Raw genomic sequence first — 24,681 nt, forward strand, 5'->3', positions numbered from 1 at the left:
GTCGTGTGCCACGATCGAGGGAACAGTTCCCGATCTCATGGACGGGTGATCACTCGATGTCCCAGTCTGGCGAGCGACCGAAGGAGGGGCGTGACATGACTGCTGTGGCCCATGAGCCGATCACGCCGGCAGAGGGATTGCTGGAGATCTTCCTGGCCCTCGACACCCCGGAGGGTTTCCGGGCGGAACTGATCGAGGGGGAGATTGTCGTGACGCCGCCGCCGGACGGGGACCACGAGGACTACATCAGCCTGATCGTGAGCCAGATGATCAGGCGGTCCCGGACCGACATTCAGTTCTCCGGGCACAAGGGGCTGAAGCTGAAGAGCGGGGGAGGCTGCCCGAAGGACCACGCGATTCCGGACGGTACGTTCGCCCCCGAGGAACTGCGGCTCTACCGGGGCGCCGAACCCTGGATGCCATGCGACGGCGTCGCCATGGTGCTGGAGGTGACCTCCACCAAGCCCAGGATCGACCGCGAGGCCAAGCGCCGCTGCTATGCCCGTGGCGGCATCCCGCTCTACCTGCTCGTCGACCGGGACGACTCCTCGGTGACGCTGTTCAGCGCCCCGGAACGGGACGACTACCGGCAACACTGCACGCTCCCCTTCGGTAAGCCGCTGGCCCTCCCGGAACCGTTCGCCTTCGAGCTGGACACGACGGACTTCCTCTGAGCCCCGCGCTCGTCCTCGCGGTATGGAAGGGGAGCGCTCAGGCGTTGCACCTCCGACAGTGAGCCGAGGTGGCGGGGGAGTACGGGGTGGGCGGACGTGAGCAGGCGCTCTGGACCAGGGCGACCCTCGGGCGGGACGGACGTCCGCTCGATCTGCTGACCGCCCGCTTCGACCGGCACCGGTACGCCCCGCACACCCACGCGGAGTTCACCATCGGGGTCTGCGTCGACGGTGCCGAGCTCATCGACTACCGAGGCGGCCGGATCCGTACCGGACCGGGCTCGATCGTCGTTCTCGCCCCCGGTGAGGTGCACACGGGTGGGCCCGCCGCCTGCGAGGGCTACGCGTACCGTGCGATGTACCCGGACGTCTCCCTCCTCAGCGAGGGCACCCTGACCCTGCCGCACTTCCGCGAACCGCTCCTCGACGACCCCGAACTGGCCGCTGCCCTGCGAACCGCGCACACCGAACTCAGCGTCTGCCCGGACCTGTTGGAGGCCGAGTCCCGCATTCCCTGGCTGCTCACGGCCCTCGCCCGCCGCCACTCCACGGCCCGCCCGGTGTGCGACACGATCCCGGGGGCCGGCCACGTCGCGCACGCCGTACGCGAGCGCCTCGCCGACGAGCTGCAGAGCCCGCCTTCACTCGCAGACCTCGCCGCCGACCTCGGTCTCTCCCGCTACCAACTCCTGCGCGCCTTCCGTACGACGATGGGGATACCGCCGTACGCCTGGCTCGCCCAGCACCGGGTGGACAGGGCCCGCGGGCTTCTCGAGGCCGGGCGGCGCCCCGCCGAGGTGGCGGGCCTGGTGGGCTTCGCGGACCAGGCGCATCTGACGCGCTGGTTCCGGCGAGTGCTGGGGGTGACTCCGGCGGCGTACCGCACGAGCGTGTTGCCGGCGGCGTAGCTGCGCGAGGAGCGTGCTCCCGGTGGCGTGGCTGCGCGAACGGTCGCGCAGCTCCGCGACCGGTTGCGCAACAGCGTTCAAGACACCGCCCGTCGACCCGGCGGAGACTGCCCGCATGACTGCACGCGGCTGGCTTCTCTTCTCCCTGATGGGAGTCCTCTGGGGCATCCCCTACCTGATGATCAAAGTGGCGGTGGACGGGGTCTCCCCGTCGATGGTCGTCTTCACGCGCTGCGTGCTCGGCGCGGCGCTGCTGCTTCCCTTCGCCGTACGGCAAGGGGGGCTCGTCCGCGTCGTACGGACGCACTGGCGCCCGATGCTGGCCTTCGCCGTCATCGAGATCATCGGCCCGTGGTGGACCCTGACGGACGCGGAGCGCCACCTGTCCAGCTCCACGGCCGGCCTGCTGATCGCGGGCGTACCGATCGTCGGTGTCGTCCTCGCCCGCTTCTTCGGCGACACCGAACGGCTCGGGACCCGGCGGATCACCGGCCTCAGCCTCGGCCTGGCCGGCGTCGCGGTCCTGACCGTCCCGCACCTCACCGGCGGCGACGCCCGCTCCCTCGCGGAGATGCTGATCACGGTGCTCGGATACGCGACGGCGCCCCTGATCGTCGCGCACCACCTGAAGCCGGTCCCGACGCTCCAGCTGATAGCCCCGTGCCTGCTGCTCGCGGCCCTGGTGTACGCCCCCGGGGCAGCCCTGACCTGGCCATCCGAGGTCCCGTCCTCTCCTCGGTCTTGGCCTCCCTCGCAGGCCTGGGCGTCATCTGCACGGCCGTCGCCTTCGTCGTCTTCCTCGAACTGATCCGCGAGGCCGGGGCTACCCGGGCGATGGTCTTCACGTACGTCAACCCGGCGGTGGCGGTGGCGGCGGGTGTGACGTTCCTGGACGAGTCCCTGACCGCGGGCGTCGCGGTGTCCTTCGCCCTGATCCTGGCGGGATCCTTCCTGGCCACGGCGGCCTCGGGGCCGAAGTCCGGACCGAAGAGGGTCATCCGCCCGGTATCATGGTCGACACGGCAGACGAGCCGGGCGGACGGCCGCGTGGAGGTCCTTGCGGACCTCCCCGAGGAACGTCCGGGCTCCACAGGGCAGGGTGATGGCTAACGGCCACCCGGGGTGACCCGCGGGACAGTGCCACAGAAAACAGACCGCCAGGGACTTCGGTCCCGGGTAAGGGTGAAACGGTGGTGTAAGAGACCACCAGCGCCTGAGGCGACTCAGGCGGCTAGGTAAACCCCACCCGGAGCAAGGTCAAAAGGAAACACTCCGGTGTTTCTGCGCGGACGTTCGAGGGCTGCCCGCCCGAGTCCGCGGGTAGACCGCACGAGGCCGGCGGCAACGCCGGCCCTAGATGGATGGCCGTCTCCCGGCCGGCCGTGAGGCCGACCGGCGACAGAACCCGGCGTACAGCCCGACTCGTCTGCCGCTCTAAGTTTATGCAGGTCAGAGCCTGTTTTTTGCGAATCCTTGATCTGTTGGGGTCGTTTCGGGGTCGAATTTGAGTGCGTCTGTGAATTGCAACGTGCCGATGTACGCCAAGTCTTGTCGTCCGCGTCCGACCCCATAGGGGGATAAGCGTGAACGTTTCGGGCGCCTGCTGGGGGGTGTCGGAGCAGCTGGACCCTGGTGGGCAGCGAGAAGAGAAGCCTCGGACGCTTTCGAAGTATTGTCCGGCGCGTCTTCCGACCAAGCACGCATCCGACGCGACCTGCACCTCTTACGGATCGGCGACGAGAGTGTCACCGACCTCAAAATCCTCACCGGCCGTCGCATGGACCTGGTCGCTGACCGCACGCGCATCGTTAACCAGCTCCGCGCCCAGCTCACCAGCGTCTTCCCCGGTCTGGAGGGGGCCCTGGACCTCACCAACACCGGCCCGCCATAGTCCCTCCCCCCGGCCGTGTGCCGCCCGGCCGTGGCGGAAGGGGCGCAGTGTTCGGTCACAGAGCGCGGCGAACGAGATGATCGCGCTGTACTCAACACCCGTTGGGCCGCTGGAGGATCGAGTGGAATGCCTGGCCGAAAGCGGTCACCGTCAGACCTTCTGCAATCTTTGGCGGGCGGGCATACGTGTCCCAGGTTTCGGTGAAACGGGCTTGACGCGAGAGGGATTGGACTGTCTCCGGATCGTGCTGACCTGGGCCGCCGAGCGTGGAGGTGTAGAAGCTCCTGAGATCATGGAAACGGGCACGTTCAGGAAGACCGGCCCGTGCGACAACCTGTTGCCACGTCTCGTTGAAGTCGCTGCTCTGAACAGGCCTCCCGTATCAGTTTGTCGCGATGAGCCCTTCGTCAAGTGGCTCGACGTGACCCGAGTCCGACGCTTGCGCACTGCGTCTTGGGTGATCGGTTCCGGCTCGGAAAGTACGCGGACACCAGGGCCCGGTCGAGTGCCGCGGGCCAGTCTTGCTCGTCGATGTCGCCGGAGACTTCGGGCTCTCGGTTGGTCATGCCGCGAGAGGGTAGCTTTCGCCGAGGCTCAAGCTGCAATCCTTCCAGCTACCCCTGCGAGCCTGACTGTTCGCGGAGAGCCCGGATGGCGTTGACCATCTCCTGCAGGTCGAGCGTGACCCCGTCCATCTCGGTGCCTTCCGGCCCATCCACAAGGCCGAGCGGAAGGAGGCCGAATGTGTTCGCGGATCACCATCAACATCGACGCCATGTGCTCTGCGTCGTTCGCGGTGAATTGGCCAGCCTGGAAGTTGGCGTCCAGGAGGAACCCGGCGAGGCTGATGACGGCGTCGAGCGCATCCTGCTCGTCGACAATGTCGCCGAAGCCGACTGAACTCCCCCGCGTCGGCGGGGACCACGACATCGTGGTCGACGACGAGACGCTGTTCGACGTGCTTCCCGCCGACCCGGGGGTGAACCGGAGCATCCCCCTGGAGCGTGTTGGGAACGTCCCGTCGGCCGTCTGTCTCCTGTTCCCCTTCGCTACGTCCGGTCCAGCACCGTGAAGACGGCCAGGCACAGGGTGAGGCTCGCGGCGAACGTGATGCTGCAGCGGGACAGGGCCGTCGGCACCGCGGCTCCCTCCCAACGGGCGAGGGCGAAGGCGATCGCCGCGACGACGATGGAAAAGAGGACGGCCACCGCCAGCGCGAGGAGCAGGAACGCCGGGAAGGTGTGTTTCATGAGGGCACCGCCTGGGTCGTGTGGTGTCGATGACGAGTTACGACGATCCCCGGGCGGAACCGCAGGTGGGACGGTTGGATGTTTCTCCAGTGACAACAGGGGGTTGTCCGGCGAACAAACCATGGGGGAGATCGAGTGGCCAGCGAGAGGAAGCGGGCGGGGCGGCCGTGGGGACCGGCGCGAGGCTTGTGCGTCGAGATCAACCAGCTGGTCGCGGTGGTGCGGTCCTGGCTCGATGAATCGGTTGTGTCTGTTCGGGAGTTGCATGCACGGCTCACTCCCGAGCACTTCGTCGCCAGGGCGGTGCCCGAGTTGCGCCGGTTACGTGACCAGCTGTCCGGCGAGTCGCTGGCGTGGGATCTTGTCGAGGCCGTCGCCGATGTGTGTTTTCCCCACGAACAGGCCGACCTTTCCCGGCGACGCCTCGGGGAGGCGAGGGCGCTGTGGGACCGAGCGGGCACGAACCCCACGGCGATCACGGAGGCACAAGAGCTTGTACCCGCCCGGGAGTTGCTGGCGGCCAAGGACCGCACCATCGAGGTCCTCCAGGAGATGCAGCGCGCTCGGCAGGCCTATGAGGCCGGCGAGCACGGTCGGCAACAGGCCCTGTCAATCGCCACGTTGTTGTTCGTCATGCTCGGTCAGGCCCAGGCAAAGGTCGTCGAACTGAGGCGCCGGCTCGACTCGCTGGAGCCGGTGACGGTCGAACTCCCCGGCGGGCAGGGGGTGGTGGAGCTACTGTCCCGTGCGCACCGGCAGGAGACGGAACTACGCGAACAGTTGGTTCGCGCCGAGCGGGAGCGGGGCATAGCCCAGCAGGTCGCTGACCACGCGGCGCGGCGCATCCACGAGCTGGAGGCCGAGCTGGCCGAGTTGAGGCTCCGCATGGGCGAGGACGGGCCCTCCCGGATGCAGGAGCCAGAGCCGCTCCTGCCCGGGCCCGATCTGTACACACTCAGCCCCGACGATGCCGCGCTCAACGACGTGGACCGGGCGCTGGAGAAGGCGCGCGCCGTCCTTGACGAGGGGCACGAGGCAGTTCAGCAGGCCGCTGACAAGGTGGGTTACTGGTCGTCCTCGATTCCCTCGACTTCTGCGGCGGAAGTCGGGGTCTCCGTGCCCGGACAGGCCTTCAAGTTGTCTGGAACAACCCCGAACAACCCACCGACCAACCAGGAGGCATCCTTCCCTGCACTCGAATCCCCACGGCCTCCGGTCGCCGACGCCCAAGGGGACATCTCCGAGGCGGTCCGCCGGATCACGGAGGGAAGAGACCCGGAGGACATCGTGACGCGGCTGTGCCGAGCCGTCGTCCCCACCATCGCCGATGCGGTCATGGTCTATCTGCGGGACCCGATCCCAGTGGGCGACGAGAATCAGGTGGGTCCGCTGGTGCTGCGGCTGCAACAAGTGCACCCGCTTCACGCCGGAGGCGGTGCCGCGTCGTGCGAGGTACGCCCCGGCAGCGCGCTCCTCGAAGTACTGAACGGAGCACTGCCGGTCGCCACCGACGCGCCGGTCGGTGGCGCCGCGCTGCCGGAACTGCTCGGTGAGGGGCATAAACCCGGCGGAGCCCGCACCGTCCTCGTGCCCCTGCACGGTCGCAGGCGGATCATCGGCGCAGCGGTCCTCCTGCGTTACCCCTCCGGGCAAGCATTCCAGGAAGCCGATCTGTCAGTCGCCGCTGAGTTCGCCATCCGCAGCGCACTCGCCATCGACAAGAGTCACAACCTGCAGGCCGCGGTCCAAGATCTCCATCTCGCCCGCAGTCTGGCGGACACGCTGCAGACCGTCGCGGACGGAGTGGTGACCGGTCTCGGCTACGAGCTTGCGTGTGTCAACCTCGTACGCCCGGACGGCGACCTCGTGTGCGCCGCGTTCGCCGGTAACTCCGCCGCCGAGGCCCTCATCGCCGGCCGCGTCGGCTCCCGCGCCTCCTGGGACCGTCGGCTGACCATGGGCGAGGCCTGGGGCGACCTGCGCTTCATACCCCACACCGAGGGCTGGGTCCTCGACGAGGACGACGTACCGCAGTGGTACACCGACGGTCCCGAGCCCCGCTTCGAGGACGAGTGGCACCCCGCCGACCGCCTCTTCGCACCCATGTACAACCGTAGTGCTTCAGGCACCTCCCGCGATGAGCTGGTCGGTGTGATCTCCGTGGACTGGCCCCTCACCCGTCGCCGTCCCAGGCCGGACGAGCGCCGGGATCTGGAGGAGTATGCCTTCCAGGCCGGCATAGCGATCAGTAACGCGGGTCTGCGCGCGAATATGCAGCGCGCACTTGTCCGGTTGGAACTGGAGCAACAGACCCTGCGCGCCAGCGAGGAGAGCTTCCGGCAGGCCTTCGAGTACGCCCCCGCCGGCATGGCCATCGCCGCGATGGGCGGCGACGAGCACGGCCGCATCATCCGGACGAACGACGCGCTGTGCCGCTTGGTGGGCCGCCCGGCCTCCGCCATGCGCCGCTACGCGTTCTCCGACCTCATCCACCCCGAAGACCTAGAAACCTTTCTCCGCACCAGCGCAGAGGGCGGGCACGCCGAAGTGCGCCTGGGGCGCCGCGACGGAACCTACCTGTGGGTCTCACTGCGCAACAGCGTGGTCGCGGATGCCCACGACGGCCCCCGCTTCCTGCTCACTCACGTCGAGAACATCGAGGAGCGCAAGCACCGCGAGTTCGATCTTGCCCACCGCGCCTCGCACGACGCCCTTACCGGCCTGCCGAACTCCGCCGAGTTGCACGCCCGTATCGACGCCCAGCTGTGCACGCTCCGGGAGGAGGGGTCGGACACGGCCGCAGAGGGAGTTGACCGCCTCTACCTCGGCCATGCCGACCACGTACTGGCCCCCGTGGACGACAACACTCGTGGCTTGACCGTGATCTTCTTCGCCCTCCGCGACTTCAAGGCGATCAACACCAGTTTCGGGCACGACGCAGGGGACGCCGTCCTCGTCGAGGTCGCCCGGCGGCTCAGTCAAGCCGTACGCGACGGCGACACGGTCGCCCGGTACGGCGGTGACGAATTCGTCGTTCTCGCTGCTGACCTCGGCCCCTCCAACGCACAGACTGTCGCGGTGTGGCTGCAGTCCCAGATCCACCTGCCGATCTCCCTGGGCGACCAGGCCGTGCGCATGCACGCAGGTGTCGGCATCGCATGGGCCCGGTGCGGGATGGCTTCTGATGACATTCTGCGGGCGGCCCGCGAGTTCGCGTCGTGAGCGCAGGTTTCCAAGGGCCGGTGCGCCGAACGGGTACGGCGTTAGGCAGCTTGTGAAGGCCCAGTCGCTCGCATGGGTGAAATGGCCGTCGGGAAGAATCTGCCTGGTAGGTGCTGTGTGGCACTGCGAAGCCGTCCCGCAAGGACGGATACGCCACCCGGCCTGCTAGAACCACGGGTGGTGTCCGGTACCGACCTCCAATCGGTGCCACCGAAGCCTCCAGGTGGCCATCCTGGAGGCATTCGTATACCTCGCTCCGATGCCGGAGGCAGGCATCCCCATCACGGCTCGACCGAGGTCGATTCGAAGTGCCGTCAGCAGGTTCACAGCCTGATCAACACCGTCCGACCTGGGCCGACTCGGAGCCAGATCAGAGCGCGATTGCCTCTGACTGACTCCGAGCAGCTCGGTTCGAACCGGAGTCGAATCAGAGCGTTTTCCTCTGACTGCCTCCGATTGCCTCTGCAACCCGACCTAGCAGGTCACAGCCGATCCGGCTCGCAAGGCACAGGTCAAAAAAGGATGTCTCGGATAGACCCGGCGTACAGCCCGACTCGTCTGCACTGACCACACCGTCACCGGCCGGCTCACAGGCACGGTTGCCCGAGGATGGTCATTGCGTCGATCAACCCTCAGGCGGTGGCCGGGACGAGTAGCGTGCCGCCGGTCGGTAGTCGTGCGAGCGTGCGGAGGCGGGACTCATGATCACGGTCGAGAGCTACTGGGACAAGACCGACGACGAGCTGTATGCCTTGCTGGGGGCGGAACTTCTGGGCGAGGGTCTTGGCCTGTCGCCGGAGGACGAGGAGAGCCACCGGGAGTTCGGCAAGGAGTGGTTCGCGGACAAGCACACCGAACTCCAGCGCCGAATCTGCCACCACGAGAAGGCGCAGGCGTTTCTCGGTACGACGTCGACGGACCGGCTCATCGACGCGTTCACCGTGCAGGAACTGATTGCCGACTTCGCGGGCGACGCCAAGACCGCCGTCCTGATCGCGGTACTCGTGGGCAGGGTCGGGCTCGGCGTGTTCTGCCGTAACGCCCCGGCGCCGGAGCTCTCCGCGTGAGCGGCGGGAGCCTCGCTTTCCGGCAGTACGAGAAGCTGAAGGTCAACCGGGCCCGGCAGTTCGGTCAGATGCGCGAGCGGTTGACGGAGCTGGGCGACGACCATGGGCTGCGAGAGCTCGACACGATGATGGCCGAGTTCGGCGCGACCGGACCCCGATCCCCGGACGACCCCATCGGCGAGATGCTGGCGGAGCTGACCCGGGAGATGAAGGACGCCCTGGTCGACCTCGGGGCGAGCCGCACGACCCTGGACGACGTGTGGGTCGTAGCCCTCAAACGCGACACGTTCTCTGCCCGGATGACACGCTTCACCGACGGCTCGGGACTCGTCACCGTCTCGGATGCCACCCTCAGCCTGTGCGGCTTGTACGCCCAGGCCCTGGGGCTCGTCGGGCAGCGCGGCCCCGAGCCGCAGGTGCTGGCCGGACTGCTGCGTTACTACAGCACGCAGCAGCGGGTGTTCGGGATCGCGGGGAAAATGGAGATCCGGCTGGAACCGGTGGCTGCGCAGCAGGCCGCCCTTTTTCAGTACCTGGCCGCACAGTTCGTCCTGGCCCACGAACTCGCGCACTACGTCCTGGCGCACGCGTCCTCGGTGAGCGCCTTCGCACCCGACGAGTACCTGCCCGTCTGTTCGGAAAGCCACCAGCTTGAGACGGAGGCCGACCTGCACGCGCTGCGGGCCGTCCGGCGAGCGTGCGAGCGGCTCTTCGACGAATTGCCGCCAGAGGGCGGGGAGGCTGCTCTCGGGGCGGCCGGAGCCGCCATCGGGATGCTGGCCGTGCACGTTACCGAGCGGGCGCTCTTCGTCCGCCGGGGCGCGAGCCATCCGCCCGCCCGGCAGCGGGCGGCCGCGCTACTGCGGGAGATGAACCCCAAGGAGCGCAAACTCGCCCAGGAAGCCCTCGACCTGGCCCTGGCAGTGACCGAGGCCGCCTCCGGCATCGGGGAGGGAGCCGTCTCTTTCACCCCCGCGATGTTCGGGTCGGCCCCCATCCACACCCCGCTCGACCCCTCGTATCTGAGGACCATCGAGGTCTGCGACGCGCTCCAGTGCCGCTCGCGGGAGTGGTACCTGAGCCTCTTCGACCAGGCGGGCCACGAGCTCGGCGAGCCCTGGCTCGCGGACGGCGCCCGGCTCGCCGCTGAGGGTGATCCGGCGGGGGCGCTGCGGACGTGGGGCGTGCCGAAGGGAAACATCGGCGCCCTGTGCGATCCGGAGCAGCCGCTGACCTTCAATGCCCTGTACTTGAAGCTGCGAGCCGCCTTCAGCGCCCGCGAGATCCCGCATGACCGCTTGCTCAGCTACGCGATCGTGGCGGCAACGCTGGTCGGCGAGCCTCTGGGCGGGGAGACCGGCCAAGCGCCAGCCGCCAGTACCCAGCCTCGCCGTTTCAGTTGAGGCTGATGGACAGCGAGCGTCAATCTTGAGTCCTGAACAGGCCGATGTGTACTGCCCGGACGGTGATGTGCCGCCGTCGTAACCCGACTCGGTACAGGCCGTGGGCTCCGCCCAACTCGGTGCCGTCCGGAGCCTGCATCAGACTCGGATCACTGCAAAGCGCATCCCGGAGCGTTGGACTACTCAAGCCTTTGAGGTCTCTCTACCGTGGCTATACGGGTTCAACAGCGCATGGATGCAGGGGGTTTCGATGGAAGCTGAGTTGGCGGCGCTGGCGGCGTCCGGGGCCACCACGCTGGTGGGGCTCATGGTGTCGGAGGGCTGGGCCCAGACGCGGGACCGGCTGACGCGGTTCTTTGCCCGCGACGGCGATGAACGTGCTGTTGACGAGGAACTGCGCCTGTCGCAGCGCGAGTTGTCGGCGGCTCGTGCAGCGGAAGATGAAGACGCTGCCGCGGACATCGAGGCGGCCTGGCGGACGCGTTTGAGGCGGGCGCTGCAGGCCGATCCCGGAGCCGTGGAGGAACTGAGGTCTCTGTTGGCGGAGATTGCCCCGGACGACAGCAGGGAACCGTCCGGCACGGTGCACAACACCATCAGCGGAGGTGTGCAGAACGGGCCAGTGCTCCAGGGCGAGCGATTCTTCGGGCTGACCTTCAACGGCTCGGACTCGGTACCCCCCGAGCGGGGTACGGGGGCAGCGCGCTGAGCGGTGGTTCTGCCGATCGCGGGGCAGAGGCGTACGGGTCGTCCGCCTCCCTGGCCTCTGCTCATGGCCGCCCCGAAGGGGCGTCGGTGCTGCAGCTCCTCCCGGTGTGGAACACACGCGCTTGCGGTGAGCTTCTAGCGCATATGAGCGACTTCCGCAAACTTGTCGCGCTGGGCTGCCGATCATGGCTAGCTTCTGTACGTCGGCGTGATCGTTCGCGTCGGACCTGGCCCAGCACGAGTCGCAAGGAAGCGAATTGAAGCTGCACAAGACGTACGTTGTCTCCATCTCGGTCTTGGCCGTCGCCTACATGACGCCGGTGGTGCTCCGGTGGATGTGGGGGACACCGGCGTAGACGTCGGCAGCCGGGTTCTCGGCTGACCAAGGCATGGAGAGTGGAAGTGCCGGCTCCTGGGAGGGGGCTCAGGAGCCGGTCGATTTGTGCCTCGTCAGGAACTGGAGCAGCTTCGCCGCTTCCGCCTCCGCGCCGAGACGTCGATAGAGAGCTACGGCTTGTTCGCCGTACTCGCCGGTCCGCTCGGCGGGGCGACGGGACAGGGAAGCGGTCCGAGCGAGTCCCGCGAGCGCATGGGCTGATCCCATGGGGAAGTTGATACGCCCGGCCACCTCAAGAGCCTGCTCGTAGCCCTTGGACGCGATATCGAGCCGCCCCGATTCACGCTGGACGTCGGCGCCGGCGATCAACGCGCGTAATCTCTCGTACGGATTGTCGATGCTGGTGGCAACCCGTTCCGCCATGGTCAGATGCAGCAAGGCTTCGCCTCGGCGTCCTGACTGGGCGTAGGTCGTCCCCAGGCTGATCAGAACGTCGGCTTCCCCCAACGCGTCGCCGCTGGCTCGATGGGCGGCGAGCGCCCTCTGGAAGTAGGCGAGTGCCCGGTCCGTCTCGCCGACGGCTTGGTGCACAGCACCGAGGTTGACATCGAGAATGGCCAGGTCAGGGCGCCCGCCGTGCTGCCGCATCAGGATCAGGGACCGTTCGTAGCAGTCACGGGCGTCGGCGTAGCGACGCTGGAGATAGTGAAGTTCGCCCCGGTTGTTCAGAGCTTGTGCCAATCCGTACGGATCGGGCAGCTCTTCGTAGATCGTCTCCATCAACTGGACCCTGTGGAGGGCCTCGCCGTACTGCCCGGCGTAGTACAGCACCATCCCCTCGACATTGAGGCAGTCGGCCTCTCCGGAGCGGTCTCCGGCCTCGCGGTACAGAGCCAGTGACTGTTCCAGGACACGCAACGCCGTGTCGCCGTGGCCCGCCGCGAGGTGGGCACGGCCCATCTGGAAAAGGGCGTCGGCACTGCCTTGCGTGTCGTGCAGGTCCTCATAGATCGAGAGTGCCTCGGTCGCACGACGCAGGGCCTCACCGTGGTTTCGCTGGGCCAGTAGATCCGCGTGGTCCGTCAGGGTCTGGGCGAGTGCTGAACGGTCGGCGGACGCACGGAGGGCCGGTACGGCCGCTTCGAAGAGTTCGGCCGCGATGTCCCATGCGCCCCACAGCTTGAGGGATCTCGCCAGGACGCTCGGGAACAGCGCGGCGTACTCCGGGTGTTCGGCGGCGGCCGTACGCGCGACCGCAACGAGATTGGCGCGCTCCACGGTCAGCCACACCGAGGCCTCGTCCGCGCTGGAGAACATCAGCGGGCAGAGGGACTCCTCTTTCAGGGGAAAGGGCAGGGGCAGGGGCAGGGGCAGTGCACGTCGATGGGGATGGGCAAGCCGGTCGGCCCGGTGCGCGGTGGTGACGTAGTGGGCGATGAGACGGCCGACCGCGGCTTGCCGGACCGTCTCCGAATCCGTGTGGAAGCAGACCTGCAGGGCGAAGGCCCGGGTCAGATCGTGCAGCCGGTACCGCCCGCGTACCGGCTCCTCCAGCAGGCTGGAGTCGAGCAGTTCCTCGACGCATCGCTCCAACAGCTCCGGTGCTGTCCCGAAGTCCGGGCCGGCCAGCGCGGCTGCTGCCTGGAGAGCGATGTCGGGGCCGGTGTGCAGGGCGAGGAGGCGGAACAGTTCTCGCGCCGGACCGCTGAGTTCCGTGTACGAGAACTGGAAGACCGCGCTGATCAGGGTGTCGAACTCCTGGAGCGGGTCGGTCGCCTGTGCCAGCCGGTCGAGCAGGTGTTGCAGGTCCCACGAGTCCCGGTGGCGGAAACGGCTCGCCAGGACCTGGAGGGCCAAGGGGTGACACGCACAGGCGTCCACGATCTGCTGCAGGCCGCCGGGCTCGGTGGACACTCGTGACGCGCCGACGATCCGGGTGAAGAGGGCCGCTGCCTCCGCCCTGGACAGGGTGTCCACGAACAGGGACGTGGCGCCGTCCAGTCCGGCCAGCCGGCTCCGGGTGGTCACGAGGACGCGGCAGGTGGGGGAGCCGGGCAACAAGGGGCTGATCTGAGCGGCGTCCCGCACGTTGTCGAGGATCACGAGCGCGCGGCGTCGAGCAGTCCACTCGCGCCATCTGGTCGCTCGTTCGTCCAGTGTGGTGGGCAGTTCGCCGGGCCATCCGGCCGCGTGCAGCAGGTTGGCCAGGGCGTCCGCCGGATCGAGTGGCTGCTGACCGCTGTAGCCCCGCATGTCCACGTAGAACTGGCTGTCCGGATAGGCCGTGGACAACTTGTGCCCGGCGTGCACGGCCAGGGATGTCTTGCCGATACCGGGCATTCCGTGGATGACGGTGACCGGTAGAGCGGTCGTCGCGTCGTCCTCGGCTGCGGATTCGGCGAGCAGGATGCGCAGCTCGCCGACCCGGCCGGTGAAATCCCGGATGTCGCGCGGCAGGCAGTTGCGGGGCTCCGGGGTGGGGGCCGGAGCCGGGGGTCCGGTCTCTGTTTGCAGCAGGCCGCGGTCCTGTTCGAGCATGCGGAGGTGAAGCTGCTGGAGCTCCGCGGTCGGCTCGATGCCCTGGCTCTCATGTAATCGGCCGCGCGCGTTCCGATAGACGGCAAGTGCTTCGTCGTGACGTCCGGAGCGGTACAGAACCAGCATCAAGGAGCCGATCACCTTCTGAGCGAAAGGATTCTGCGAGGCGAGTTCCTGGAGTTCGCCGACGAGGTCCGCGTGCCGGCCCAACTCCATTTCCAGGCTGATCCGTTCCTCGCGCACTCGGCGATGGTCCTCGATCAGCCGGGCACGTGCCGATTGCGCCCAGGAGCTGTCGGTGAACTCGGTCAACGGCTCGCTCCGCCACAGAGCTTCGGCGGTACGCAACAGCCCGATGGCCAGCTCGCGTTCGCCCCGTGCGGCCGCGGCCACAGCGTCCGATCGCAGCCGTTGGAAGCGCAGCAGGTCGATGTCCTCCGGATCGGCACGCAGTTGGTACAGCCGGGGAGAAGGCCGTTCCAGTCGCGCCCTGTCGCCGACGGCCCGGCGCAGCCGCCCGCGGAGCCTGGAGAGGTAACTGTGCAGTGTGGCCATGGCAGTCGGAGGTGGATCGCCGTCCCAGACCCGGTCCATCAGCGTGTCCGCCGGGACCGGCTCACCGCGGGCGTGGATCAGTACGGCCAGCACACAGCGTTCCTTCAGCGATCCGAGATCGCACTGCTGCTGGTCGTGCCAGAGTTCAAGAGGTCCCAGAGCAAGAAGTTCCACCATCACCCCCGACGGGTGCGCTTCTTCCCACGGCCTTCGGCAACGTCCGTAAATCTGTGTGACTCGTACCACTGTTCTATGGATGTTGCATGGGGGCAGGGGTGGAGTCGCAGGCGCACTGAAGCGCGACGGGCGCACAGACGTGGTTGCGCGATCGCCGTTCCTCAGGAGTTCGCCCAGGAGTGCAGGATTCCTGCAAGCCCACCATCCAACCCTCCGGGCATCCCCCTGTCATCGGCCGCGAAAGGGCGCGGCCGCGAAGACCATGAAGGAAGAACCGGGGGATCTCAACGATGAGCGTGACAGTGCCGGAGCCGCACTGGCGGCATGTGCCGGTGCGGCTGGATGTCGAACGCTGGGCCACTCGCCGGACTCGCAGAAGAGTTCTGGTCGTGGTGCACACCGTGATATCGGGCCAGCGATTACTCGACGCGATACGCCTGCTGGAAGGTGACGTCAGGGTGCAGACCTTCTTCACCCAGGCACCCGACGTGTTCAGCAACGGGGTGAGTGAGTTTCTCGAACGGCTGGGCGGTCTCGTGCTGCCTTGGAGCCAGGCGGTACAGACGAACTTCGACCTTGCGCTGGCCGCCAGTCACGGCAGCCTGCACGACCTGCAGGCACCTGTCGTCGTACTTCCGCACGGGGCCGGACACAACAAGTTCACCCCAGTCGTGCAGCGTGGCCGTCCGGTTGCGCAGCGGGGTGTGTACGGGCTCAGCAGGCAGGGGTTGGTGCGGGACGGTGCGGTGGTGCCCGAAGTGATCGTTCTGGCCCATCACGAGGAGTTGGCCAGGCTTGGCCGCGAATGTCCCGAGGCTCTGCCGGTGGCGGAAGTGGTGGGCGACCCGTGTTTCGATCGTATCGCCGCGAGTCTCCCTTCCCGGGCTTTGTACCGGGAGGCATTGGGGGTCAGGGCCCGGCAGCAGCTGGTCCTCGTCTGTTCCACCTGGGGGCCCGACTCACTTCTGGGGCAGGGGTGGGGCACGCTGGAGAGGCTGGTCACCGAACTGCCCGCAGATGACTACCGGATCGCCGCGCTCCTCCATCCTCATGTGTGGAACGCGCATGGCGACTGGCAGGTCCGTGCCTGGCTCGCAGAGTTGGCCCGCTCGGGCCTGATCCTGGTCAGCCCCCACGGGGACTGGGCCGGAACGGTCGTCGCCGCCGATCACATAGTGGGCGATCACGGCTCGGTTTCGCTCTACGGGGCGATGACCGGTGTGCCGGTGCTGATGGCGGGCCGCTCCGAAGCCGACGTGGATCCAGGCTCGCCGATGGCTGAACTCATGTCCTTCGCACCACGGCTGCACGGAGATCGTCCGGTGTGCCCGCAGCTCAAGCGGAGTTCCGTGACACGTCGTTCGCATCAGTACGAGCGAGTTGCAGCCCGGATCACCTCTGAACCCGGCCGGTTCGCGCGAAGGATGCGCGCGTTGCTCTACCGGAAGCTGCACCTGCGAGCACCTGCCGCCCGGACGACCACGGAACCCGCGCGGCTCCCGCTGGCGGTGCGCTACGACGAACCCGGCAGCGTGATGCCACGATGACTCTTCTTGCTGTGGTGTCCCAGACGGTGGTGACCATGACCACAGGTGTTCGGAGTCCCGCACACCGGATCCGGACCGTGCTGCTGAACTCGGCTTCCGGGACTCTGTCGCTGGACGAGCACGTCAGAGTCCGGCTTTCCGCACAGGAACCTTCCGCACAGGAACCTTCCGCACAGGAATTCTCTGCACAGGAACTCTCCGTGCAGGAACGGTGGCCCGTTTTCGGCGACGTGCTGATCGAGCACGGCGTGGGAGCGTGGAAGGCCGCTCAGCTGGCCGCGGCCCATCCAGGTGCTCTGGTGGTGGCGGTGCACCATGGCCCCCACTGCTGGATACAACTCGGCTCGGATGGCCACGTACTTGAGCTCGAGGCCGGCGGACCGAGACAGGCGGACGGGGTGTGGGAAACCGCCGCCTCACTGGCTCATTCCTGTCTGGTGGCCGGGCTGCCCGCTGATGCTCTGGGTTCCGCTGCGGTGTGCCTCCTGGGGACTCAGACCCCGGGCTCGCCGCTCTCCAGTTGTCGGAGCCGGTGTCGAGTTGCCTCGGCCTCGTCCGATAGCGACCGGCCGACTGAGGAGTAGAGGTCCAGCGCCTCTTGGTAGCGGTCCCGGGCGAGGTGCGTCTGCCCGCGTCGCTCGGCGACCTCGGCCAGGCTCCCGAGGGTGCGGGCCGTCTCGTAGTTCGCTGACATGCCACGCAGCGCCGCCAGTGCTGAGGACAGCAGTTCCCCTGCCTGGTCGAGTCGGTTCAGAACGAGATGCGCACGGCCCAGGAGCGTGGCCGCGCGCGCTGCGTTGTAGGTGTCGCCCGTTCCTCGAAGTGTGGTGCGAGCGACACCGGCATGGTGGACTGCCTCCTCGGCCTGCCCTGTGGCGAGCGCGACATCGGCGAGGTTGAGCCTGGCCAACCCGCCGGCTCGCTGGTCTCCGTTCGCCGGCAGTTCTGTGGTGGCGCGCAGGAAGAACTCTGCGGCCTCGTTCGGACGCCCGAGCCGGTGGAGGGCGAGGCCGCGGTAGTTGAGTGTGCGGGCCTGACCGAGCCGATCGCCGCTGTTCAGAAACAGTTGCGCCGCCTGCTCGAACATCTCCAAGGCGCGGTCGGGGTTCCCGGCACCGAGTTCCCCCACTCCGCCGGAGGTGAGCATCCGGCATTCAGCGGCCGCGTCTCCCAGTTCCCGTGCTGCCGCCAGCCCTTCCTGATGCGCGGCGCACCAGTCGTCGTAGAACTTCCGCCGCAGGAAGAGCGGCCACATGGCATCGGCAAGCTGCCAGCAGACGGTCGGGAATCCGGCGGAACGAGCCTGGTGGATCACGGCCATCAGCGTGGGTAACTCACGCTCCATCCAGTCCAGAGCGGCTTCGGAGTCGGGGCCCACATCCGCGATGATCACCCGAGCGGTCCCGTAGTCCCGGGCCATGGTCCGGTGCTGGGGGTCGATGATCTCCTCGGCGCGAGTGGCGCTCGCAAGGTAGTGATCGGCGATGCGGCGCATCGCCTTCGTGCGTTCCTGAGGCGATTCGTCTTCCCTCGCCTTCGCGGTGGCGTGCAGCCGTACGAGATCGTGAAAGCGATGACGTTCTCCAGCGGCATCGACGAGCAGGCTTGCGTCATGGAGCACTTCCAGCAACTCCGTGGCATCCCGTTCCTCGGTATCCCGTTCCTGGGCATCCTGCTCGGCGGCATCCTGCTCCGCGCCGGACAACGCCGCGACCACCGAGCCGTCGAACTCCCGACCGGGGTGCAGCCCCAGCAGCCGGTAGAGCCGGGCAGCTGAAGGAGGCAACGCCTGATACGACAGATCCAGCGCCGCACGGACGTTGTGGTCGCCGTCGATGGCCAGTGCCTCCAGTCGTTGATGCTCCTTCGCGAGCGCGCGGACCATCGTGGTGATACCCCGCTCGGGGCGCGCCGCGAGCCGGGCACCGGCGACACGAACGGCCAACGGCAGCCCGGCGCACAACTCGACCAGGGCGCGGGCGTCTTCGGGCTGCTCGGTCACCCGCCCGTCCGAAAGGGTGTCCGCGAGCAGTTCGACCGCCGCCTCGGGGGCGAGTGGTTCCAAGTGGACGGGATAGCAGCCGTCGACCGTCAGCCCCGGCAGCCGCCTGCGGCTGGTCACCGCGGTAACGCTTCCGCCCGCAGGCAGCAACGGCCGTACCTGGGCCGCGGTCGCGGCGTCGTCAAGCAGCACCACCAGGCGTTGGTTCGCGGTCAACGACCGATACAGCGCTGTCCGTTCGGCGAGCATCGCGGGGACCTCCTGGGCGGGGACGCCCAAGGCCCGTAGGAAGCGGGCGAGTATCTCTCCCGGGTGCTCCGGTCCCTCCGGCGACTGAGCCCCGAGATCCGCGTGGAGTTGGCCCGCCGGAAAATGCGGGCGCAGCGTGTGCAGCCACCTCAGCGCGACAGTGGTCTTACCGACTCCGCCCAGTCCGCTCACCGCGGCCAGTGCCGACCGGCCCTCCCGCGCGGCACGGGCACGATGCCGCTCCAGCGCCTCCAGCTCCACTGACCGGTCGATCACCCGCACGAGCGGCGGAAGCTGCCAGGGAGTCCGCGCGAGGGAACTTCCCTCCGAACGAATGTGGATGCCACCGTGCACGGCACCTGCCTGGATGACGGCGCCGTGCACGGTGCCACTCAACTCGTTGTGGGACTCACGCCCGTCCCTCGGCACTCGCACCCTCCGCCCCTGTGTAGGTAAGTACCGATTCGCTGCATGGATCCTTTCCGTATACGTGACTGATACCCGTGGATCCGAGAGGGGATCGCCGTCTTCTGCGGGCTTGGAGAGCATCTGCGCGGCGTCACACCACGTCGGAACCATTCGAGTCAGCGAGCACCCGCGTCCCTCAGCCGGACACGCCGCGTGTTCACCCCTCCCTCTTACGGGGGTCCCGCATCCGAACAAGGATGTCCCCGCCCCCGCCGTGGACGTACTCTCCAGCACGTAATGATCCGTATGTGCAAGGGAGTTGATGGTGCCGACAGCAGTGGTGGTCGGAGCGGGGCCGGGGATCGGGAAGTCTGTTGCTGACCGTCGCCGCTCGTTCGCCACCCCGGTGGGGAGTGGACGGGAGGACTTATGTACTAACCTATACACAAGAAGTTATCGACCGGCTGATCCGCCGTCAAGGAGGTCATGTGGCCCGCACCGGACGCCCCCGAGCCTTCGATCGCGACGCGGCTCTGCACACGGCCATGCTGGTCTTCTGGGAGCGTGGTTACGCGACCACCTCGACCACCGACCTGAGTGCCGCCATGGGTATCAACCCGCCCAGCCTGTATGCCGCGTTCAAGAACAAGGAACATCTGTTCCGGGAGGCCATCGGGCTCTACGAGCGCACCGAGGCCGACGCCTCGCGGCGGGCCATGGACGAGGCCCCCACCGCCCGCGCGGCCGTCGCGGCGCTGCTGCATGAGAGCGTCGACCGGTTCACCACCGAGGGCAAGCCGCGCGGGTGCATGATCGTGCTCACCGCCACCAACCTGACCGCCGACCACGAGTCCGTGCGGGACTTCGCACTGCGGTGCCGTGCCCGTACCAAGACCACCATCAAGGCGCGCCTGGACACCGCGGTGGACGCCGGGGAGCTGGCCGCGGGCACGGACACCGACAAGATCGCCGCCTTCTACACCACCTTCCTCAACGGCCTCTCGCTCCAGGCGCGCGACGGGGCGGATCGCGCGCAGCTGCACGACCTGGTGGACATGGCGATGTCTGTCTGGAACACCCCGGCCGGTCCTCTCGTCGGCACCTCGTCCGCGACGTGAGGTGGAACGGCGGTGAACCGGTCGCAGTCCTTCGGCGTGGGCCGCCGGTTGGGCGAGGGTCACCGCCGGACCGCTGCCGGAGATGCCCGGCATGGAGTGGTGCTCCGCCGCCCGGTTAACGCAGGGACCCACGGGACTCGGCCAGTTGGGCCGACCGCCGGGGGGCTCCCGGCGCCTCCCGTGCTGTGTTCCCCTCACCCACCGCCACCAGAACCAGCAATGACAGCAGCGCGGGCGCGGTTCCTTGGACACGGCTCCGGGCGGGATCGATGATCCACTCAGTCGTCCGGCGGTAACGGGGTGCCGGCCAGGGGTATTCCGTGTCACCGGCCCCGCTGGCGGGATCGAGAGGGCCTGACGGACGCCCTCTACTCCACCGGCAACTTCCTGTTTCCGCTGGCAGAAAGGGAGGGGGGTGACTTCCGGAGCGGCCGACGGCTTTCTCGGAGAGTCCCGCGAAGGAGGCCGAATTGGCCGAAGCTCATCCCCTTCTGCCCCGAGGGTCGGGCTTCCCGGCGACCGCCAACAGCCCTCCTCTCGCCGCCAGTTCCTGGGAGTTCGGTGGGGAGTACCTGTGCGCGGAGTGAACGTTTGTGTACGCAAGGTTAACAAGCGCGGGGTGGCTGAGAAACTTTTTCGAATTGCCCACGAAACCTCCTCACCTCGTCGGAGGATGTGTGCGGCACGGGCCGGGGGCTGCTCGCTGCCAGGGTTTTTTGCTTCGCCTCGGCGTAGGTACGCAAGAGGGTTCTTCGCTGTCCTGGTTCGGTTCTCGTCATGCGGCAATTCGTGCCGCAGCCCATGGGGGGCACATCATGCAGGGTTTTTCGCGTAGGGCCGCGGTCTGCGCGGCGTCCTTGTTACTCACGTTCTTGGCGCCGGTAACCGGGGCGAGAGCCGACGACACGGAACCGAGAATCGACCTCAGAGTGCTGGTGGTCGATGACGGCGGCGCGGCCACGGGGGCCGTCGCTGCCGAGCTGGACGGGGCGGGGACGCCGTACACCGAAGTCGATCTTAATGACGCGGGTAGACCGCAGATCGACGCGGCGTTCCTGAGTGACACCGTCGACGGGCGGCCGAGGGCGAAGTTCCAGGCCGTGGTGCTGCCGAACGACAACCCCTTCGGGGCGGGCTCGGCGGAGATGACGGCGCTGACGGCGTACGAGCAGACGTACGGAATCCGGCAGGTCGACGCCTACACCTACGCCCAGCCGGCCGTCGGGCTGAACTGGGCCGAGAACCCTGGGTACATGGGGTCGTTGGACGGCGTGACGGCGCAGGTGACCGCCGCCGGCCTCGCGGGGCCCTTCGGGTATCTCGACGGTGCGGTTCCGTTCGAGGACAACGCGGCCGATGTGTCCGAGAGTTACGGATACCTGGCCGTGCCGCTCGCCCAGCAGGCGGCGGGAGCCACGTTCACGAGTTACGTGGAGGCGCCCATTCCCGGCACCGCGGTCAACGGATCGCTCATCGGGGAGTACGCGCACGACGGCCGCCGGGAACTGGTCGTGACGTTCGTCTACAACGAGGCCCAGCAGCAGTACCGGCTGCTCGCGCGTGGAATCGTGGAGTGGATGACGCAGGGCGTCCATCTCGGCGCCGACCGGAACTACTTCGCGGTGCACGTGGACGACGTCTTCGGCGCGGACGACCGGTGGGACACCGTGCTGAACTGCACCCCCGGAGACGTGGACTGCCCCGAGGGCCAGGGCACGGAGGACCCGATCCGGATGACGGTCGCGGACGCGCAGTACGCGAAGCAGTGGTCGCAGGAGCACGGTCTGACGCTCGACTTCATGTTCAACGGCGCGGGCAGCGAGACCTACAAGGAGGAGAACGGCGGGGCGGACGCGCTGACCGACCAACTGGTCGCGGACAAGGACGCCTTCCGGTGGGTCAACCACACCTACGACCACCCGTTCCTGGGCTGTGTGCAGAACGTGACCGTGGTGCCGTGGGTGTGCTCCACCGACGCGGCAGGGAACGTGCAGTGGGTCAGCCAGGCGGAGATCACCGCGCAGATCGTGGACAACCGGACCTGGGCCGCCACGAAGGGTCTTGACCTCGACAACACGGAGCTCGTCACGGGTGAGCACTCGGGCATGAGGGTGCTTCCGCAGCAGGTCGACGACAACCCGAACCTGGCGCCCGCGCTCGCCGCCACCGGCGTGACCGCGCTGGGCAGCGACAACTCCCGTGACCCGCAGCAGCGGCAGGTCGGCGCGGCGCTGACGGTGCCGCGCTTCCCGATCAACATCTTCTACAACGCGGGCAAGCAGGCCGAGCAGGTCGACGAGTACAACTGGATCTACACCAGCGCCGCCGACGGCGGCAGCGGCATCTGCGACAACTCCACGACGACCACCTGCCTGGACGCCCCGCTGGACACCGCGACCGGCTACACCTCGTACCTCGTGCCGACCGAGAGCCGGATCGCACTCGGCCACGCGCTGTCGAACAACCCGCGCCCGCACTACATCCACCAGTCGAACCTGGCCGAGGAGCGGATCGCGTACCCGGTCCTGGAGAAGGTGCTGAGCGACTACGCGGGCCTCTTCGCCGACAACACCCCGCTGGTCAACCAGGGGATGAGTGAGACCAGCGCCGAACTGGCGCACCGGGCCGCCTGGGACGCCGCTGTCGACGGCGGACAGGTCACCGCCTACCGGATCGGAAACACCGTCACCATCAGCGCGCCCGGCGGGGTGCAGGCCCCGGTGACCCTGCCCGCCGGTACGGACGGCTTCGGCAGCCCGTACGCCGGAGCGAGGTCGGGATGGACCGCCGACGGCTCGCTGGAGGCGGCGGCATCGGCGACGGCCGGTTAGCCGCACGCCACGCCCCGGCGGCATCGGCCGCCGGGGCCCGACCGCGCCCCTGACCACGGCCGCGGCCTGAACCAACCGTTCCTTGGGGGGAATGAGACGCATGTCCACGCGAGAGATCCTGCACGCCGTGCCGCCGCCGGGCACGAACGACCGGGCGGTGGTCACACTGCTCACCGAAGGAACGTATCCGCACCAGCACGGCGGCGTGAGCGTGTGGTGCGACCAGTTGGTGCAGGGGATGCCCGACGTCGGCTTCCGGATCGTCGCGATCACCGGGACCGGGCAGGAGTCGCTCGCCTGGGACCTGCCCCCGAACGTCAGCGGACTGGTCTCCGTCCCGCTGTGGGGACCCGTTCCGGACGGCCGCGCGCCCCGGGGCCGGCGGCTGCGCCGCTTCCTCGGCACCTACGAGCGGTTCCTGCTCTCGCTCCTTGAGCCCGGCTCGCCGACGGCCGGGGCTGACTTCGCCGACGGCCTGTACGCGCTCGCGGCCCGGGCCCGCAAGGGGGAGCTGTCGGCGGCCATGCGCACCGAGGAGGCGCTGCGCACCCTGACCGAGGTGTGGAACCGGCCGCACTTACCCGTGGCCGCGGCACGGCCGACCCTGCACGACGCGCTGACCGCCACCGAACTCCTTGAGCACGCGCTGCGGCCGCTCGCGGTCATGCCGCCGGAGGGCGGAGTCGCGCACGCCGTCAGCGGGGGTCTTGCGGCACTGCCCGGACTGATGGCCCATCAACTGCACGGAACACCACTGCTGTTGACCGAGCACGGCGTCTACCTCCGCGAGCGCTACCTCGGCTACCGCACGGGTGGTTACCGCTGGCCGGTGAAGTCGCTGCTCCTCGGCTTCTTCCGGCTGCTGGCCCGGGAGACCTACGCCCGCGCCGCGCTAGTCACCCCGGGCAACCGCTACAACCGGCGCTGGGAGGAGCACGGCGGCACGGCCCCTGACCGCATACGCACCGTCTACAACGGGGTCGACCCCGGCGCCTTCCCGCCCGCCGGTCCTGAACCCGAACTGCCCACCCTCACCTGGGCCGGACGGGTCGACCCGATCAAGGACCTGGAGACGCTGATCCGCGCCTTCGTCCTCGTACGCGAGGAGTTGCCGCAGGCGCGGCTGCGGCTGTTCGGCGGCACACCGCGCGGCGGAGAGGCCTACCGGGAACGCTGCCAGGCGCTCGCCGCGGAGTTGGGGGCCGGCGACGCGGTGGTCTTCGAGGGCCGGGTGGAGGACATTCGCGACGCGTACGCGGCCGGCAACGTGGTGATGCTGTCCAGCATCAGCGAGGGCTTTCCCTTCACCCTCATCGAGGCCATGTCCTGCGGGCGGGCCACCGTCTCCACCGACGTGGGCGGAGTGCACGAGGCGGTCGGCGACACCGGCCTCGTCGTACCGCCCCGCGAGCCGCGGGCGATGGCGCGCGCGGCACTGGAACTCCTGCGCGACCCGGCACGGCGCGCCCTGATGGGCGAGGCCGCCCGACTGAGGGTGATCGAGCAGTTCACCCTCCGCCAGACCATCGACACCTTCCGCGGAATCTACGGCGAACTCGCCACGCACGCCGCCACCGGGCGAGAGAGGTACGCCGAGGAGTACGCACAGGAGTACGCCGAGGTGTCCGTCGACAGGCATGAGCGACAGCAGGAACTCGCGCTGCACGGCGTACGGCAGGCAGGTGAGGCGGGGTGAGCGAGCGGCAGTGGTACGCCGCCGGGTCTGCTGCCGGGCGGGAGCGGTACGCCGTTCGGTCTGCCGCGGTGGGTCAGCGGCACCAAGAGGCTCGCTCGGG

Annotated in this window: 15 protein-coding genes, 1 other RNA gene and 2 pseudogenes; 15 read left to right on the forward strand and 3 right to left on the reverse strand. The window is 68.3% G+C overall.

Translation table 11 applies throughout. The features are described from left to right. Positions 1–95: 95 nt before the first annotated feature. The 7 genes and pseudogenes from AB0N66_RS26865 to AB0N66_RS26895 all read left to right on the forward strand — a co-directional run bounded on the left by AB0N66_RS26865 (position 96) and on the right by AB0N66_RS26895 (position 4,373). Complete coding sequence (locus tag AB0N66_RS26865; protein WP_365439659.1) at positions 96–674, forward strand: Uma2 family endonuclease; 579 nt, start codon at positions 96–98, stop codon at positions 672–674. Positions 675–760: 86 nt separating this feature from the next. Next, entirely contained in the window at positions 761–1,582 is an 822-nt protein-coding gene (locus AB0N66_RS26870) for an AraC family transcriptional regulator (RefSeq protein WP_365439661.1), read from the forward strand. Positions 1,583–1,697: 115 nt separating this feature from the next. Further along, on the forward strand, positions 1,698–2,390 hold the full coding sequence (locus tag AB0N66_RS26875) for a DMT family transporter (RefSeq protein WP_365439663.1): 693 nt from the start codon (positions 1,698–1,700) through the stop codon (positions 2,388–2,390). After that, a pseudogene (locus AB0N66_RS26880) lies at positions 2,324–2,479 on the forward strand (EamA family transporter); the annotation flags it as partial. The gene AB0N66_RS26875 and the pseudogene AB0N66_RS26880, both read left to right, overlap by 67 nt. Positions 2,480–2,609: 130 nt before the next feature. Continuing rightward, positions 2,610–3,011: RNase P RNA component class A (gene rnpB / locus AB0N66_RS26885), an RNA gene on the forward strand. 258 nt (positions 3,012–3,269) lie between these two features. Next, a pseudogene (locus AB0N66_RS26890) lies at positions 3,270–3,467 on the forward strand (transposase); the annotation flags it as partial. A gap of 750 nt (positions 3,468–4,217) precedes the next feature. Then, complete coding sequence (locus tag AB0N66_RS26895) at positions 4,218–4,373, forward strand: hypothetical protein (RefSeq protein WP_365439665.1); 156 nt, start codon at positions 4,218–4,220, stop codon at positions 4,371–4,373. Between the two features lie 149 nt (positions 4,374–4,522). Here AB0N66_RS26895 and AB0N66_RS26900 read toward each other — a convergent pair whose 3' ends face one another. Next, the gene (locus AB0N66_RS26900) at positions 4,523–4,723 is read right to left on the reverse strand and encodes a hypothetical protein (RefSeq protein ID WP_365439667.1); all 201 of its coding nucleotides are present in this window, start codon (positions 4,721–4,723) and stop codon (positions 4,523–4,525) included. 1,695 nt (positions 4,724–6,418) lie between these two features. On the opposite strand from AB0N66_RS26900, the gene cdgB reads away from it, so the two are divergent. From cdgB to AB0N66_RS26920, 4 genes are all read left to right on the forward strand, one after another. Then, positions 6,419–7,945: a diguanylate cyclase CdgB gene (gene cdgB, locus AB0N66_RS26905; RefSeq protein ID WP_365439841.1), complete on the forward strand. Its 1,527-nt coding sequence runs from the start codon at positions 6,419–6,421 to the stop codon at positions 7,943–7,945. A 701-nt stretch (positions 7,946–8,646) separates the two neighbouring features. Beyond that, complete coding sequence (locus tag AB0N66_RS26910; protein WP_365439669.1) at positions 8,647–9,012, forward strand: hypothetical protein; 366 nt, start codon at positions 8,647–8,649, stop codon at positions 9,010–9,012. Next, entirely contained in the window at positions 9,009–10,415 is a 1,407-nt protein-coding gene (locus AB0N66_RS26915; RefSeq protein WP_365439671.1) for a hypothetical protein, read from the forward strand. Before AB0N66_RS26910 ends, AB0N66_RS26915 begins: the two co-directional genes overlap by 4 nt. A 100-nt stretch (positions 10,416–10,515) precedes the next feature. After that, the gene (locus tag AB0N66_RS26920; RefSeq protein ID WP_365439673.1) at positions 10,516–11,124 is read left to right on the forward strand and encodes a hypothetical protein; all 609 of its coding nucleotides are present in this window, start codon (positions 10,516–10,518) and stop codon (positions 11,122–11,124) included. A gap of 423 nt (positions 11,125–11,547) precedes the next feature. Here AB0N66_RS26920 and AB0N66_RS26925 read toward each other — a convergent pair whose 3' ends face one another. Then, positions 11,548–14,730 (reverse strand): BTAD domain-containing putative transcriptional regulator, encoded by a 3,183-nt coding sequence (locus AB0N66_RS26925; RefSeq protein ID WP_365439674.1) that lies wholly within the window; start codon positions 14,728–14,730, stop codon positions 11,548–11,550. A 290-nt stretch (positions 14,731–15,020) separates the two neighbouring features. On the opposite strand from AB0N66_RS26925, the gene AB0N66_RS26930 reads away from it, so the two are divergent. Further along, positions 15,021–16,277, forward strand: a complete 1,257-nt coding sequence (locus tag AB0N66_RS26930) for a hypothetical protein (protein WP_365439676.1) — start codon at positions 15,021–15,023, stop codon at positions 16,275–16,277. 493 nt (positions 16,278–16,770) lie between these two features. Here the strand turns inward: AB0N66_RS26930 and AB0N66_RS26935 are convergent, their stop codons facing one another. Further along, complete coding sequence (locus tag AB0N66_RS26935) at positions 16,771–18,963, reverse strand: tetratricopeptide repeat protein (protein WP_365439678.1); 2,193 nt, start codon at positions 18,961–18,963, stop codon at positions 16,771–16,773. 461 nt (positions 18,964–19,424) lie between these two features. Here AB0N66_RS26935 and AB0N66_RS26940 point away from each other — a divergent pair, with 461 nt between their 5' ends. From AB0N66_RS26940 to pelF, 3 genes are all read left to right on the forward strand, one after another. Next, positions 19,425–20,054 carry a TetR/AcrR family transcriptional regulator gene (locus AB0N66_RS26940; RefSeq protein ID WP_365439680.1) on the forward strand — a complete coding sequence of 210 codons (630 nt, stop codon included), beginning with the start codon at positions 19,425–19,427 and terminating at the stop codon, positions 20,052–20,054. 815 nt (positions 20,055–20,869) lie between these two features. Next, positions 20,870–22,885, forward strand: a complete 2,016-nt coding sequence (locus AB0N66_RS26945; RefSeq protein ID WP_365439682.1) for a hypothetical protein — start codon at positions 20,870–20,872, stop codon at positions 22,883–22,885. 100 nt (positions 22,886–22,985) lie between these two features. After that, on the forward strand, positions 22,986–24,581 hold the full coding sequence (gene pelF / locus AB0N66_RS26950) for a GT4 family glycosyltransferase PelF (protein ID WP_365439684.1): 1,596 nt from the start codon (positions 22,986–22,988) through the stop codon (positions 24,579–24,581). Positions 24,582–24,681 lie beyond the last annotated feature (100 nt).

This window comes from Streptomyces sp. NPDC093544, from assembly GCF_040683495.1.
In the GTDB taxonomy this organism is placed as follows: domain Bacteria; phylum Actinomycetota; class Actinomycetes; order Streptomycetales; family Streptomycetaceae; genus Streptomyces.

Excerpts from the sequence above, each read along its gene's own strand:
- AB0N66_RS26865 (WP_365439659.1), top strand. The coding sequence starts at position 96 with ATGACTGCTGTGGCCCATGAGCCGATCACGCCGGCAGAGGGATTGCTG.
- AB0N66_RS26875 (WP_365439663.1), top strand. The coding sequence starts at position 1,698 with ATGACTGCACGCGGCTGGCTTCTCTTCTCCCTGATGGGAGTCCTCTGG.
- AB0N66_RS26900 (WP_365439667.1), bottom strand. The coding sequence starts at position 4,723 with ATGAAACACACCTTCCCGGCGTTCCTGCTCCTCGCGCTGGCGGTGGCC.
- AB0N66_RS26910 (WP_365439669.1), top strand. The coding sequence starts at position 8,647 with ATGATCACGGTCGAGAGCTACTGGGACAAGACCGACGACGAGCTGTAT.
- AB0N66_RS26925 (WP_365439674.1), bottom strand. The coding sequence starts at position 14,730 with ATGGTGGAACTTCTTGCTCTGGGACCTCTTGAACTCTGGCACGACCAG.
- AB0N66_RS26930 (WP_365439676.1), top strand. The coding sequence starts at position 15,021 with ATGAGCGTGACAGTGCCGGAGCCGCACTGGCGGCATGTGCCGGTGCGG.
- AB0N66_RS26945 (WP_365439682.1), top strand. The coding sequence starts at position 20,870 with ATGCAGGGTTTTTCGCGTAGGGCCGCGGTCTGCGCGGCGTCCTTGTTA.
- pelF (WP_365439684.1), top strand. The coding sequence starts at position 22,986 with ATGTCCACGCGAGAGATCCTGCACGCCGTGCCGCCGCCGGGCACGAAC.